Source organism: Mesobacillus jeotgali (genome assembly GCF_031759225.1).
In the GTDB taxonomy this organism is placed as follows: Bacteria; Bacillota; Bacilli; order Bacillales; family Cytobacillaceae; genus Mesobacillus; species Mesobacillus jeotgali_B.
In genome coordinates, this window is sequence record NZ_CP134494.1 from 702,747 (window position 1) to 716,266 (window position 13,520).

At 43.8% G+C, this 13,520-nt stretch carries 13 protein-coding genes and 1 pseudogene; 10 read left to right on the forward strand and 4 right to left on the reverse strand.

Annotation, left to right across the window (positions count from 1 at the left end; translation table 11 throughout):
* Window positions 1-108 precede the first annotated feature (108 nt).
* Window positions 109-975: a TRM11 family SAM-dependent methyltransferase gene (locus RH061_RS03510; RefSeq protein ID WP_396654856.1), complete on the forward strand. Its 867-nt coding sequence runs from the start codon at window positions 109-111 to the stop codon at window positions 973-975.
* A gap of 104 nt (window positions 976-1,079) precedes the next feature.
* Here the strand turns inward: RH061_RS03510 and RH061_RS03515 are convergent.
* Window positions 1,080-2,526 (reverse strand): annotated as a pseudogene (locus tag RH061_RS03515) (DEAD/DEAH box helicase).
* Between the two features lie 331 nt (window positions 2,527-2,857).
* Between RH061_RS03515 and RH061_RS03520 the strand changes: the two are divergent.
* Window positions 2,858-3,040: a DUF3896 family protein gene (locus RH061_RS03520; RefSeq protein WP_311073974.1), complete on the forward strand. Its 183-nt coding sequence runs from the start codon at window positions 2,858-2,860 to the stop codon at window positions 3,038-3,040.
* Window positions 3,041-3,127: 87 nt separating this feature from the next.
* Here RH061_RS03520 and RH061_RS03525 read toward each other — a convergent pair whose 3' ends face one another.
* Window positions 3,128-3,625, reverse strand: a complete 498-nt coding sequence (locus tag RH061_RS03525) for a hypothetical protein (RefSeq protein WP_311073975.1) — start codon at window positions 3,623-3,625, stop codon at window positions 3,128-3,130.
* A 97-nt stretch (window positions 3,626-3,722) separates the two neighbouring features.
* On the opposite strand from RH061_RS03525, the gene RH061_RS03530 reads away from it, so the two are divergent.
* The 5 genes from RH061_RS03530 (at window position 3,723) to RH061_RS03550 (ending at window position 8,503) form a co-directional block, all read left to right on the forward strand.
* Window positions 3,723-4,307, forward strand: coding sequence for a vWA domain-containing protein (locus RH061_RS03530; protein WP_311073976.1), 585 nt, complete (start codon window positions 3,723-3,725; stop codon window positions 4,305-4,307).
* Window positions 4,308-4,332: 25 nt separating this feature from the next.
* The gene (locus RH061_RS03535; protein ID WP_311073977.1) at window positions 4,333-4,980 is read left to right on the forward strand and encodes a DUF4352 domain-containing protein; all 648 of its coding nucleotides are present in this window, start codon (window positions 4,333-4,335) and stop codon (window positions 4,978-4,980) included.
* A gap of 255 nt (window positions 4,981-5,235) precedes the next feature.
* Complete coding sequence (locus tag RH061_RS03540) at window positions 5,236-6,291, forward strand: hypothetical protein (protein WP_311073978.1); 1,056 nt, start codon at window positions 5,236-5,238, stop codon at window positions 6,289-6,291.
* A gap of 141 nt (window positions 6,292-6,432) precedes the next feature.
* Window positions 6,433-7,119: a response regulator transcription factor gene (locus tag RH061_RS03545; RefSeq protein ID WP_311073980.1), complete on the forward strand. Its 687-nt coding sequence runs from the start codon at window positions 6,433-6,435 to the stop codon at window positions 7,117-7,119.
* Window positions 7,103-8,503 carry a HAMP domain-containing sensor histidine kinase gene (locus RH061_RS03550; RefSeq protein ID WP_311073981.1) on the forward strand — a complete coding sequence of 467 codons (1,401 nt, stop codon included), beginning with the start codon at window positions 7,103-7,105 and terminating at the stop codon, window positions 8,501-8,503. The genes RH061_RS03545 and RH061_RS03550 overlap by 17 nt, the downstream gene beginning before the upstream one ends.
* 30 nt (window positions 8,504-8,533) lie before the next feature.
* Here RH061_RS03550 and RH061_RS03555 read toward each other — a convergent pair whose 3' ends face one another.
* Window positions 8,534-9,547 carry a UvrB/UvrC motif-containing protein gene (locus RH061_RS03555; RefSeq protein ID WP_311073982.1) on the reverse strand — a complete coding sequence of 338 codons (1,014 nt, stop codon included), beginning with the start codon at window positions 9,545-9,547 and terminating at the stop codon, window positions 8,534-8,536.
* Window positions 9,548-9,890: 343 nt separating this feature from the next.
* On the opposite strand from RH061_RS03555, the gene proC reads away from it, so the two are divergent.
* Complete coding sequence (proC, locus tag RH061_RS03560) at window positions 9,891-10,691, forward strand: pyrroline-5-carboxylate reductase (protein ID WP_396654882.1); 801 nt, start codon at window positions 9,891-9,893, stop codon at window positions 10,689-10,691.
* Window positions 10,692-10,729: 38 nt separating this feature from the next.
* Here proC and RH061_RS03565 read toward each other — a convergent pair whose 3' ends face one another.
* On the reverse strand, window positions 10,730-11,206 hold the full coding sequence (locus RH061_RS03565; RefSeq protein ID WP_311073986.1) for a hypothetical protein: 477 nt from the start codon (window positions 11,204-11,206) through the stop codon (window positions 10,730-10,732).
* Window positions 11,207-11,374: 168 nt separating this feature from the next.
* Between RH061_RS03565 and RH061_RS03570 the strand changes: the two genes are divergently transcribed.
* Complete coding sequence (locus tag RH061_RS03570) at window positions 11,375-13,096, forward strand: ABC transporter ATP-binding protein (RefSeq protein WP_311073987.1); 1,722 nt, start codon at window positions 11,375-11,377, stop codon at window positions 13,094-13,096.
* A 68-nt stretch (window positions 13,097-13,164) separates the two neighbouring features.
* Window positions 13,165-13,383 carry a hypothetical protein gene (locus RH061_RS03575; RefSeq protein ID WP_311073989.1) on the forward strand — a complete coding sequence of 73 codons (219 nt, stop codon included), beginning with the start codon at window positions 13,165-13,167 and terminating at the stop codon, window positions 13,381-13,383.
* The last annotated feature ends 137 nt before the right edge of the window (window positions 13,384-13,520 follow it).

A 13,520-nucleotide genomic window follows, 5' to 3' on the forward strand; every position in this document is an offset into this window, starting at 1 on the left:
TACAGCGGAAGGATTTGAAACGGATTGGAATTCACTAACTTTGAGCCTAAGTCTTTTATATATAATTACGCTTTTCCAAGTGAAGAAAAAGAGTTATGCGCACTGGAAATGCGCTCGTTTTTTGGGGAGGATACAGAATCCAGCGTCATCGAGAGCACTTTGAAAATCGATCCAAGCCGAAGTCCGTTTATGAGGGGACGTATGGATGTCATTATTGAAGGTGGTCAATTAGAGGACTTAATTGAGCAAGTGAAGAAGTTAGAATTGAATGGCTCTACTTTTAAAGTGATGTATGTAAAAGTAGCAGGTCCCGAAAAGGTGAACTTTGAAGAGAGGCGCCAAATCGAGCGGAAGGTGGGTCTGCAAATTCCCGGAGAGCCGGAGCTCTTAAATCCAGATCTGCTATTTGGTATCATGAATGTAAACAAGCGCTGGGTATTTGGTGAATACCACAGCAGTGAAGCGGTCTGGCTGAATCATCAGCAGAAGCCGCATAGCTATTCAACTTCATTAAGTACGCGTGTCGCAAGAGCCGTCGCGAATGTCGCAGTTCATGATCCAACTGGAGTTAGAGCGATCGATCCATGCTGCGGAATTGGAACAGTAGTTGTGGAAGCATTGTCGATGGGCATCGACATCGTGGCCAGTGATATCAATCCGCTCATACTGCCTGGAACTCGGGAGAACATCGCGCATTTTGGCTATGCAACGGAAGTGACGTTTAAGGACATCCGCCATGTCACTGGGAGCTATGATGTGGCGATTATTGATATGCCTTACAATCTGTGTTCAGTCATCACACCCGAAGAGCAGCTCGAGATGCTCCAAAGCACATACCGATTTGCTAATAAAGTAGTCATCGTCACGATTGAACCAATCGACTCCATCATCGGGAAAGCCGGCTTTGAAATCGCTGATCGCTGTGTCGTGAGAAAAGGGACCTTCGAACGCGAGATCATTGTATGTAAAAAATAAAATATATTTAAGGACGATTATGCATGTCATAATCGTCCTTTCTTCTTGTGTAGCTATTAGTTGGGGAATACTACATGTAGTATTTAGCGCTTGCGCTTTTTGTTCTATTTAATAGCCTTGCTGACTCTAAGTTTCTTTCCTTTGATTGTTGCATTTTCCATTGCCTGAATGACCAACGAGCCTTTTCCGTTCAGGATATCGACATATGACATGGTATCGTGGATTGTGATGATGCCGATATCGTCTGCCGTTACTCCAGGGATTTTCGCGATGGTTCCAACGAAGTCGACGGCACGGAGTTTCTTCTTTTTTCCGCCGCTAAAATGAAGCTTCATGATATCCTGGTTGATGCGGGCTGTTTTGTTGTTTTTCACGACACGGCGCCCGCTGATTTTTTCATCGAAAGCAGCCTGGTTTCTTGCAACCGCCTGCTTGCTCGGAGCTTCTGCCACAGGAATCTCAAAGCCAATGTATCGTTCGATAGCCTTAATGAATTTCCCTTCATAAGGTGTAGCAAGCGTAATCGCTTTTCCTTTATTACCGGCACGCCCAGTTCGGCCTGTCCGGTGCACATAACCCTCTTTTTTCCATCGGAACGTCGTAGTTGATGACAAGCGAAACGTTATTGACGTCAATTCCCCTTGCAGCCACATCGGTAGCCACGAGGTAGCGGAAATTCCCCCTCTTGAAGCCATCCATTACAGCAAAGCGATCTTCCTGCTCTAATCCGCCATGAAGTCTTTCACAGGAATAATTAGCATCCTCAAGCTGTGTAAACACTGTATCCACATTTTCCTTCGTTCGGCAAAAAATGATGCAGCTCTCCGGGTTTTCAACAACGGTAATGTCTTTAAGCAGTGAGATCTTATCTTCTTCTTTCACTTCAATCAGCATATGATCTATCGTATTGGTTGTGATTCCAGTGGAAGCAATTTCGATGTTAACAGGATTCTTCATATATTTGTGACAGAGATTTTCAACGTCTTTAGGCAATGTCGCAGAAAATACCATCGTTACTCTGTCTGATGGAAGTTCCTCGATAATCGATTCTACATCATTGATAAAACCCATATTGAGCATTTCATCCGCTTCATCTATGATCAGGTACTTGATTTCATCTAATACAAGTGTTCCTCTTTCGATATGATCGATCACACGTCCTGGCGTACCGACAACGACGTGCGTTTTTTGTTTCAATTCCTCTTTTTGTTTTGCGAAAGGTTCCTTCCCATAAACAGCCATGGCCTTGATCCTTTTGAATCGCCCGATATTCGTGATGTCTTCACGAACCTGAACAGCCAGCTCCCTGGTTGGAGTGAGAATCAACGCTTGTGGATTTTTTTCCTCCCAATCAACCATATCGCAAATAGGAATGCCAAATGAAGCCGTCTTTCCGCTTCCTGTCTGGGATTTAACGACAAGATCCTGCTTTTCCAATGCTAACGGAATGACTTCTTCCTGGACCTCTGTTGGTGATTCATATTTCAACACTGAGAGGGCGCGTTTAATTTCGTCGCTTAAGTTGTAATCGTCAAAACTTCTTTTACTCATGTAAAAAACCTCATTTTATTTAGTATTATCCGACTTATATATAGGATTCTCGCAAAGAATCATCATATGCATAAACTGAATAGTATTCATTATACTGCAAACGTCTGACTAATCGACTTAAATTTAAGAAAGGATAGGCATGGAACAAGTTTTGCTCCTAAAGTTTACTGGAGAAGCTTTTCTGAAAATAGATCTGAAGCTACGTGTAAAAAGGCAAATTTCTAATAAAAGTTTCACAAATTATCAATAAATCTAATGATACCCAAAGGGGTTATCAGGATATAATAAAAACAAGTAAGAAAGCGATTTCACTTTTGAAAGGGTGTTGGACATGAACTATCAGGAAGTCAAAGCTCAATTAGAAGCATTGCAGCTGCAGCTGGCGAATAAAATGCAGAATCCAAGCCTGTCTATAGATGAAAAAAGTGAGCTTCAGAGAGCAATTGCTAACTACGACTATATCATCGAGCTGACATGCATGAATCATTTTGAACGTGGAAAGGCCATTCATTAATAAACGAAGCCTGGAGGCAGATTTCCTCCAGGCTGTTTTTATGGGAAAATCTTCATGACAATGCTAGCACCAGTGTTCATGCTTTTCTTATAGAACTCCGCTTAATGGCTTCTGGCTGAAATAATCGAGGGCATAATTGACCTGGTCGATTTCATAGATTTTCCTTTCAATGCAAAACTGAATCACAAGGTCGGATGTTTCACTGTCTGACAAAGAGTAGCCGGCAGAGCTTAACAGCTTGTCGGTTTCTTTTTTATTCAGCTCTAGGGCCAGTGCAAGTGCGGTGACCGTGTTTTTACTCGGTTTGTATTCAGGGTTTGAACGGATCTTAGAAAAAAGCCTTCGGTCGAGGCCAGCTTTCTTATAGACCTCGGAGTCCTTGCAGCCCTTTTTGTCTATAAAGCCAAATAGTACTTTTTGGAGAGTCGGCTTCCGCTTCTCTGCTATGAAGCTTTCAATCTCGAGCGGCGAAATGCTCTCAAGGACATAATCCTCAATCGGTCCAGCGGACTTTTCATACAGGACAAAGTTCATATTACGATCGATATATTCTTGTAAATCTGCCAATATCTTATGATCCAGCATGTGGCCAGCCTCCTTAAAAATGTCGCTTAACAGGCGACCAAAATATGGATGAATCTAGATATGATTATATCAGATTCAGCTTAGGAGGATGATAGCGATGAAGAATAATTTAACGGAAATCATTTTTTTGCTAGACCGGAGCGGCTCGATGGCAGGACTGGAGAGAGACACAGTCGGAGGATTCAATGCTTTTGTCAAAAAACAGACCGAAATGGAAGGCGAGACAATCCTGACAACGGTGCTTTTTGACGATAAATATGAAGTGCTCTGGAACGGGATAGATGCCAGGGAGGCTGAGCTGACTGAAGATGAGTACTATGTCCGCGGGATGACTGCGCTTTTGGATGCAGTCGGAAAGACGATTCTTGATGTTGGCTACCGTCTCGGCAGAACCAGTGAGGAACAGAGGCCAGGCAAGGTCATCTTCGTGATCACGACGGACGGCATGGAGAACGCCAGCACCGAGTTCACATATGGAAAGGTGAAGGAGCTGATCCGGCACCAGCAGGAAAAATACTGCTGGGAATTCATCTTCATGGGTGCCAACATCGACGTTGCCAAAGAAGCTGACAGCCTCGGAATCAATATTGAGAATTCCTTTAACTTCGAAGCCTCTGAAAAAGGAATTGAAAACATGTATGAAATGGTATCGGAATCTATCATGGAAAAAAGAATGAAGTAATAACAAAATTCGAGGAGGATGGGTAATGACAAATAATCACTTAGGAAGCTGCAAGACTTGTGGTAAAGAAATCGCAAAAGGTGTAAAGAAATGCCCTCACTGCGGGAAAGACCAGCGAAGCTTTTTCGGTAGGCATAAAATTCTGAGTTTCATAGGTGTATTGATCCTTTTTGGAATTATCGGTTCAGCACTTGGCGGTGGAGAAGAAGCAAGCAATGAAGGTAGCTCTGCTGCAACAGCATCTGCACCTGTCAAAGAACAAAAGATATATAAAGTGGGAGAAGCTGTTCCAGCTGACAAGGTTGAGATTACCGTTACAAAATTTGAAGAGAAAGAGCAAGTTGGCAATGAATACATCAATAAATCGGTATCTGAGGGCGGGACGTTCGCAGCAATCCAATATAAAATCAAGAACACTTCCAAGAAGCCGGTCGGAATGTTTGATTATCCAAGTGTTAGACTGGTGGATGAAGAAGGAACAGAGTACGATTCCGATATTGATGCATCTTCTAACTATGCAATTGAGACAAATGTAGACAATGCCAAGATTGCGAGTGATTTAAATCCTGGAATCACCGTTACTGATACAAAGGTATTTGAAGTATCTAAGCAAAGCTTTGATGCAGGATCATGGTTTATTAAAATTGGGGACGAGAAAGTACAGTTGAAGTAACAGGTCGAACCCGGAATATTTCTGGGTTTCTTGATTTTCCTTTTGATTTGACATACCCCCGACATAAAAAGATTTTCAAGAAAGCAATGATGATAGGCTCAAACTGGGCTATGTCGACCGATTAGAGGTTATCTGATTTTTTAAAGTTTTTTTTTCTCCTGACATTTTGTTGACATATTCACAGAGTAAATTATGAGTATAAGGTTCATGTCCAACTTGAATCTAAAAAGAATGATTTACAGGAGGATGTCAGATATGAAAAAGAAATCAGTTATTGGCTTCACAATTGCAGGCGCATTATTGCTTGGAGGGTATGCAACTACTTCACTGGCTAATGAGGACAGTACGACAAGCACAGCTGCGACTACTGTCAAAAGTTTTTTTGGTAAGGGTTTTGGCCATAAAGGATATTACGGCGGGAACTCAGAAGCGCTGATCGAAAAGGCAAAGGATCTTGGCATCAGCACTTCCGGAAAAGATGCTCAAACCTTAATGGGTGAAATTCGGGAAGCTACAATCAAGAGTGAGGCAAAAGAACTTGGAATCAAGACAGATGGCAAGGATATCGCAACGCTGGCAGAGGAAGTCCAATTGGCGAATCTAAAGGAAAAAGCGAAGGATTTGGGCATTTCTACAGACGGGAAGGATGCGGCCGCGCTTCACGAGGCGATCCGTTTAGAGAACCTTAAGAATGAAGCGAAAAAGCTTGGCGTTTCAACGGACAACAAGGATGCACAAACTCTAATGGAAGAAATCCGGACAGCGAACTTGAATGAAAAAGCGAAGGAACTAGGTGTTTCTACGGAGGGCAAAGACCTGCAGACACTGCAGCAAGAAGTCCATTCAGCTTATATGAATCAAGAAGCTAAGAAGTATGGAATTACCGTAGACGGCAAGGATATCAGGGAAATCACGCAGGAGGTACAGTCTGCCAAAGTAAAAGCAGACGCAAAAGAACTGAACATTACGATTGACGGCAAAACAATTGGCGAAATCGCCCAGGAAGTACAGGAAAAGAAAGTCCTGAACCTGGCGAAGGAACTGGGAATATCCACTGCTGATAAAGACACACGCCAGTTGATGGAAGAAATTCAAGCCAAGGATGCTGACAAGCTTGATGAGTTGTTTGAAGATGGATTTGGGCACCATGGAATGGGCTTTGGACATGGGGGAGGTTTCGGAATGGGCAGTGGTTTTGGACATGACGGAGGCTTTGGAAAAGGCGGCAAAGGCGGAATGGGACAAGGCGGTTTCGGCGGTGAAGGCGGCCGTGGCGGCATGCACCAAAACGGTGGCGGACGTGGGTTTTAGCTTCATAAAATAGTAAAGGTCCCCCGGTATCAAGCGGGGGATTTTTCCTGTAAGATAATAAGTGGAATATACATAAAAATAGACCTGATTCATGCATTTTTCAGGTCGGATTTACTCTTAGTGATGACGGGAGTGGCGGCAATGAAAAGTATACTAATAGTAGAAGATGAACAAACGATCTCAAGAGTGCTGGCGGTCTACCTGAAGCATGAAGGCTATGAGATACTCCAGGCCTACGATGGGAAGGAAGGTCTCGATATGTTTACTCAACACCAGCCGGATCTTGTTCTGCTGGATGTGATGGTTCCGGAAATGGACGGCTGGTATGTTCTTAAGGAAATCCGAAACATCAGCTCCTGCCCCGTGATCATGCTGACTGCCCTGTGGGACATTGACTATCGCTTAAAGGGGCTTAACCAGGGGGCGGACGATTATATTTCCAAGCCGTTCATTGGCGAAGAAGTGGTAGCCAGGGTAAATGCCGTGCTGCGCCGTTCTCCCCAGGTTCTCGAAACGGAAAACATGAAACAGTTTGGCAGTCTGAAAATCAATATGGATTCGCATGTCGTCTCAGTCAATGGCGAAAAAGTGGTGTTGACCCCTAAAGACCTCAGCTTGCTGATTTTCCTGGCGGAGAGGCCAAACCGGACGTTCACAAGGGATAATTTAATTGAAAATGTCTGGGGGATGGATTATGACGGAAGCGATCGGGCAGTGGACCTTTCGATAAAAAGAATCCGCCATTCACTGGCTGGGTGGCCAGCGTCACAGGGAGAAATCAGAACATTAAGAGGATTGGGGTATCAGTTCAGTGTTTACAAAAAATGAAAAGCACGTGACCTTGTTGAGATATTGGACAACCAGATACCTTCTGACCCTGATTGTCGGGCTGCTATTGCTTGGTGCAGGCTCGATGTGGTGGATCAAGAAAACGACACTGGAAAACAGATTGAAGTTAATGGAGTACATGGCAGTTGAAACTGCCGATCGGGTCGCGCAGGCCGGGGATTTTGGCGGCTTTGACAAAAGGATGGGAGACCCGAGTAGATTTTTCGAAATGGAAAGTCAGCCACTGCTTTTCATTACCGATTTGGAAGGGAATGTCCTGAATACAGGTCCAATGCACGGCGGGGGCGGCCCTCGTCATCTCTCAAGAAATGTTCCCTCGGAGATCCTTACAAGCGATGACAGCACTCAAAGGATTACAGAAAATGGAACAGCTATTTATGCTGTTAAAGCGCCAATCACCATCGATGAGCTTCAGGCCGGCTGGGTTGTCGTGATGCAGAACGCTGCTGATTTGACGGATGTTGACCAGGAATACCGATTGTTGCTCATTCTTCTGGTAGGGCTTGGCTTGCTTGGGTGGATTGTCATTTATATTCTCACGAAAAGAATCCTGAAACCGATCCAGGATGTAGCGAGGGCAGCGGCACAGGTTCGGGAAGGTGACTATGACATCACACTGGAATCGAACCAAAAGGAACTTGAAATATACGAACTCGTCACTTCTTTTAAAGAAATGACCACCCGCCTGACCCAGCTGGAACAAATGCGAGCAGAGTTGCTCGCGGGAGTCACCCATGACTTAAAAACGCCGGTAACCTCGATCAGCGGCCTTGTCCAGGCAGTACGGGATGGAGTCGTAACCGGTGATGAGCGGCAGGAATTCCTGGATATCACCCTAAAAGAAATCCAGAGATTGCAAACGATGATTTCTGATTTGCTGGAATTCAATTCACTGGCGGCAGGAGCATTCACAATCCGGGCAGAGAATTGTGATATGAATAAACTTGTTGAGGATATTGGGCGGCAGTGGCAGGTCACGCAAACTGAAACTGTTAATCTGAAGGTCATCACGCCTGACCACACTGTATGCGCTCAAACAGATCCATTGCGATTGCAGCAAATCCTGATTAACTTATTGAATAACTCCTACCAGGCTCTCGGTCAAGATGGCAATATATCCCTCATTCTTTCAGAAGGAAGGATTGATGTAAAAGACACTGGTTCAGGGATTCCGGATGAAGAGCAGGCGCTGGTGTTTGAGCGTTTCTTCCGCGGCGAGAAGAAAAAACTTAAAGTCAGGGGCCTCGGCCTCGGCCTTCCTTTCAGCAAAATGCTCGCACGTTCCCTCGGGGCTGACTTGATTTTAAAGGAGAGCAATTCAAGCGGCACGACATTCTCGATACTGTGGCCAAAAGAAACATAAGAAGGGGCTGCGTTTATTTTTGCAGCCCTTTTAACCGTTTAATAATTGATCAATGGATGCGTCCAGTTTTTCAGATTCACTGCCATCCAGCCATTCTTCCGGAATGATGATGTATCTGGCATTGCCCCCATTTAAATAACTATAAATGATTTGGGCTTCATCAAGTTCTTCCTTGCCGATGACGACAGATTTCCTTATCTCACTCCCTTGAAAAGAGTGAAAAATGTTCTCTCTGATCTCCTCTGAAAGACGATTGAACTTCTCTGGGTGGTATTCTTTACTAAAAACGACCTTATGCCCTCTGATCAGAAAAACCTTTAATGTGCGGTCGTTGATCCATTCGAGCACGACAATGTTCTTATTTCCTCCGGTGAATTGAATTATATTTTCCTTATACATAAGGATGGAGAATGATTTCATATAATTCCTGTATTTTGCTGCTTCTTCAAATTGGAATTCTTCGGATGCATGATTCATTTTCTTCTGTATTTCGTCCAAAATCTCTGCATCAGATCCCTTGAGAAAAGAAATGAACTTCTCCACGATCCTATTGTATTCCTCAACTCTTGATCCTCCTAGACACAAACCATTGCACTTCCCCAGGGGATAGTTCAGGCAAGGGGAACCCTTGAGTGGCTGAAGGCAGTTAATTTCAAAATACTCCTTAAAGTTCTCAATTGCTTTTTTTACATAAATGGGACTGGTATAGGGTCCAAAATAAATCGTGTCGCCATCTTCGGATTTTTCAGAAGTGATTGTAATTTTCCGGAAAGGTCCGTCCATCTTGATCGCAATATAAGAGTAAGAAAGATGGCTCTTCATTTTCTTGTTAAAAAGAGGCTTCATTTCTTTGATGAGCTTACATTCAAGCAAGAATGCCTCGAATTCCGTATCAGTATGCAAGACGTCGAAATCATGTATGTTAGCGACCATCTTTTTGATTTTTTGCGGATGGGCTGCAGAGTTTTGAAAATATGTTTGCACCCTTTTCTTAAGGCTTTTCGCTTTCCCGACATAAATCACGGTACCTTTTTGGTCTTTCATAAGGTAAACTCCAGGAGTCAAAGGAAGGTTTTTGACCTTATCTTTTATATTCATGTCCGCTCCCTCAATATCTCTTATTTTTAATTCTTTATATATCTTCATATTTTAGCATAAGAGGTGATTAGGGCTCTTTAGATGCATATAGAGGTAGTATTCTTCAAAATGTTTCCGCTTTCATTCACTATCTCGCCCATATGCTCCCGAATTGCCGCGATCTCCTTGAATCTGATTTTGAGGATGTTACTATAGGTAACGTTGATAAAATATGAACGGAATTAAACTTTTTATGAGGTGAGTGCGGTTGTTAAAACATAAAAAAGTAGCATTTTTAGGTGCGGGATCGATGGCGGAAGCAATGATTTCTGGTGTGGTCAAATCAGGCAAGATGCGTGCGGAAAATGTTTATGTGACGAACAGAAGCAATGCAGCGAGACTGGGGCGATTGGAATCCAGATATGGAATCAATGCGATGCCACAGGCTGAATTGCCATATGAAGAGATAGATATATTTATTTTAGCGATGAAGCCAAAAGGTGCAGCGGAAGCACTGGAAGCTTTGAAGGATAAATTAGTTCCTAATCAGGTGGTTGTGTCGGTTCTGGCAGGCATTTCAACAGGTTTCATGGAAGGAAACCTTAAGAGTGGCCAGCAGGTTGTCCGTGTCATGCCGAACACATCAAGCATGATCCAGGAATCAGCCACTGCCATTTCACCAGGAGTGCACACAACGGACGAAAACATCGAGGATGTAAAAGAGCTTTTAAGCAGCATGGGCAAAGTGTTCCTGATTGAAGAGGAGCAGATGGATATCTTCACAGGCCTTGCCGGAAGCGGACCTGCTTATTTTTACTACTTGATGGAGCACATGGAGCGTGTCGGCAGGGAAAACGGCATGGACGAAAAAATGGCCCGTGAAATCATTGCCCAGACCATCCTAGGTGCGGCAAAAATGATCATCGAAAAAGACGAAACCCCAGAGGTGCTCAGGAAAAACGTCACCTCCCCAAATGGAACGACAGCATCGGGCCTGAACGCGTTAAGGAAGTACAATGGCGGTACCGCCATCTACCAGGCGGTAAACCATGCGGCAAACCGCTCTAAAGAAATTAATCGAGAACTTGAAGGAGTCCTTGTTCCTTCTTAATAAAAAGAACGCTCCGGGCACAGAATCCCGGAGCGTTTTTACATATATAACCTATAGCCTCGCATTTTCTCAAACAGGTATTGCACCCCATACAGTAAGTACGCCTTGTAATGCAGGTAAAAGAAGAACTGAATGTGGCTCAAATTGTTCAATCCGATGATCTTTAGCTTCTTGAGTATATCAATGAAAACGAAAGCAAAAATCGCATCGGCAATCGCATTAAGCGTAATGAACTTTTTGAAATTACCATATGAGAGTTTCAGAAGCCACATTGATAGCGGCATGTATGGTCCGATGCTGAATGGAAGTTCATCCCTTAGGAAGGACTTTCGTTTGTTGAAAAACTTCCACCATCTCCGTTTGTGACCATACAAATGATTGATAATCTCAAAGCCAATAATAAAAAGACCAGCAAAAGAGAACCGCTTGAAGCTTCTTTTGCCGATGAACAATAAAGACAGCCATGGAATGGCAATGATTATTACATTAAACAGGAAGTGTTTTCTTGAAATCAATTATGTATTCACCTCAACCGCAATTCGATTCTTCTATAAACTGTCCATTTTTTTTAAAAAATAACCATGTAATGAAGAAATATCCTCTGTGTTAATTTTTTCAAAATTATTGAAATAGTGACACTCCTTGGCATATAATCACTTGAAGATATCAAAGGAGAAACGAATATGATACGGAGATTTTTTACTTATTACCGCCCTCATCGGCGGCTATTCATCATTGACTTCAGCAGTGCAGTGATTGTGGCTTTGCTGGAGCTGGCTTTTCCGCTCGCTGTGCAATGGTTTATCGATACCTTATTGCCTGGAGGGAACTGGAACATGATCGTGAGTGTAAGCATAGGGCTGCTGCTGTTATACATCTTCAGCACATTGCTGCAATTCATCGTCAATTACTGGGGCCATAAGCTCGGAATCAATATTGAGACAGACATGAGGCAGCAGTTGTTCCAGCATGTTCAGAAGCAATCGTTCCGCTTTTTCGATAACACGAAAACGGGGCATATCATGAGCCGGATCACTAATGATCTTTTTGATTTAGGAGAGCTGGCGCACCACGGACCAGAGGATTTATTCATTGCGGTGATGACCTTTGTCGGTGCGTTCTGGATCATGCTGACGATCAACGTCAATCTGGCATTGACTACGATGATCATTGTACCGTTTCTGATTTGGCTGATTACCTATTCCAACCTGAAGATGAACGCAGCGTGGAAAAACATGTACACAGACATTGCCGATGTGAACGCCAGAGTGGAGGACAGCGTTTCGGGAATCAGGGTGGTTCAATCTTTTACAAATGAAGATTTTGAGATTGAGAGATTCACAAAGAATAACCGCAAGTTCCGCCGTGCCAAATTGAGTGCCTATAAAGTGATGTCCTTCAGTTCATCCAGTATTTATATGCTGACAAGGCTGATTGTCCTTGTTGTTCTCGTGTATGGTGCTTGGCTGAGTTTCCAGGGTAAACTGAGTTATGGTGAACTGGTCGGGTTTGTCCTGTATGTGAATGTATTATTTAAGCCGATCGATAAAATCAGTGCAATACTCGAGTTGTATCCAAAAGGGATGGCAGGTTTCAAACGGTTTACCGAGCTGATGGATCAGAGTCCGGATGTTGTGGACAGGGAAGATGCGATTGAGGTCACTAGTTTGAAAGGAAATATTGCATTCAGCGATGTTACCTTCAGCTATGATGAAAATAAACCCGTATTGGAAGGAATCGATTTGCAGATCAATCATGGCGAAACGGTCGCGTTCGTCGGTCCTTCTGGTGCAGGGAAAACGACGATTTGTTCATTGATTCCCCGCTTTTACGATGTGAACAGCGGCAGTATCACAATCGATGGCATCGATATCCGTGAGATGAAGAAGAAATCGCTGCGCTCACAAATCGGCATCGTCCAGCAGGATGTATTCCTGTTCACAGGAACGCTGCGTGAGAATATTGCTTATGGCTCATTAGGGGCTACACATGAGGATATCGTCAGAGCCGCAAAGCAAGCGCATCTGGAAGATTTCATCGCTGCCTTGCCTGATGGCTATGAGACGCAGATCGGAGAACGCGGCCTGAAGCTGTCGGGTGGACAGAAACAGCGGATTGCAATTGCTCGTATGTTCCTGAAGAATCCGCCAATCCTGATTCTCGATGAAGCGACGTCGGCACTTGATACCGAGACAGAAAGAATCATCCAGAAGGCTCTTGGCGAATTATCCAAGAACCGAACGACGCTGGTCATCGCGCACAGGCTGGCAACAATCAAAAGCGCCGACAGAATCGTCGTCGTCACAGAGGACGGAATTGCCGAAGAAGGAAGCCATGATGAGCTGATCCAACAGGGAGGCATCTTCGCAAACCTGCATAAGGTCCAATTCGAAACATCCATTTAGGGTTGGTTTATTTTTCCTGTTTTTGTTATGATAAGGGTAAAATCATGATAGATTTGGAGTGAAGTTCCATGACAGGAACCATAACGATCATAATGGTATTCTCGATTCCGCTTGTCGCGATCGTCACCAGCCATTATCAAAGAGTAGCCAAAATCAAACACAACATGATTAAAGACGAAATCGAGCTCGAAAGATTGAAGCATGAAAACTACCTGCTTGAAACGGACAAGATGAAGCTGGAACTTATGAAGATCGAAAGCCCGCTGGAAAAGACAAAAGTGTTATAGGATGTTCCCCCCTCGCGAAATGCGAGGGGGTTTTTTATGTGGGGAGATCTCTCCGGATGTTCGAACATATTTCCAAAATTAGGGTGAAAGTGCAATTATCTTACTAAACGGTGCAATTAACATCTATGACCGAGCAA

Bases quoted from the DNA above. Each gene is read 5' to 3' on its own strand.
- RH061_RS03510 (WP_396654856.1), top strand. From the start codon at position 109: ATGCGCTCGTTTTTTGGGGAGGATACAGAATCCAGCGTCATCGAGAGC.
- RH061_RS03530 (WP_311073976.1), top strand. From the start codon at position 3,723: ATGAAGAATAATTTAACGGAAATCATTTTTTTGCTAGACCGGAGCGGC.
- RH061_RS03520 (WP_311073974.1), top strand. From the start codon at position 2,858: ATGAACTATCAGGAAGTCAAAGCTCAATTAGAAGCATTGCAGCTGCAG.
- RH061_RS03575 (WP_311073989.1), top strand. From the start codon at position 13,165: ATGACAGGAACCATAACGATCATAATGGTATTCTCGATTCCGCTTGTC.
- RH061_RS03555 (WP_311073982.1), bottom strand. From the start codon at position 9,547: ATGAAAGACCAAAAAGGTACCGTGATTTATGTCGGGAAAGCGAAAAGC.
- proC (WP_396654882.1), top strand. From the start codon at position 9,891: ATGGCGGAAGCAATGATTTCTGGTGTGGTCAAATCAGGCAAGATGCGT.
- RH061_RS03525 (WP_311073975.1), bottom strand. From the start codon at position 3,625: ATGCTGGATCATAAGATATTGGCAGATTTACAAGAATATATCGATCGT.
- RH061_RS03570 (WP_311073987.1), top strand. From the start codon at position 11,375: ATGATACGGAGATTTTTTACTTATTACCGCCCTCATCGGCGGCTATTC.
- RH061_RS03535 (WP_311073977.1), top strand. From the start codon at position 4,333: ATGACAAATAATCACTTAGGAAGCTGCAAGACTTGTGGTAAAGAAATC.
- RH061_RS03545 (WP_311073980.1), top strand. From the start codon at position 6,433: ATGAAAAGTATACTAATAGTAGAAGATGAACAAACGATCTCAAGAGTG.
- RH061_RS03540 (WP_311073978.1), top strand. From the start codon at position 5,236: ATGAAAAAGAAATCAGTTATTGGCTTCACAATTGCAGGCGCATTATTG.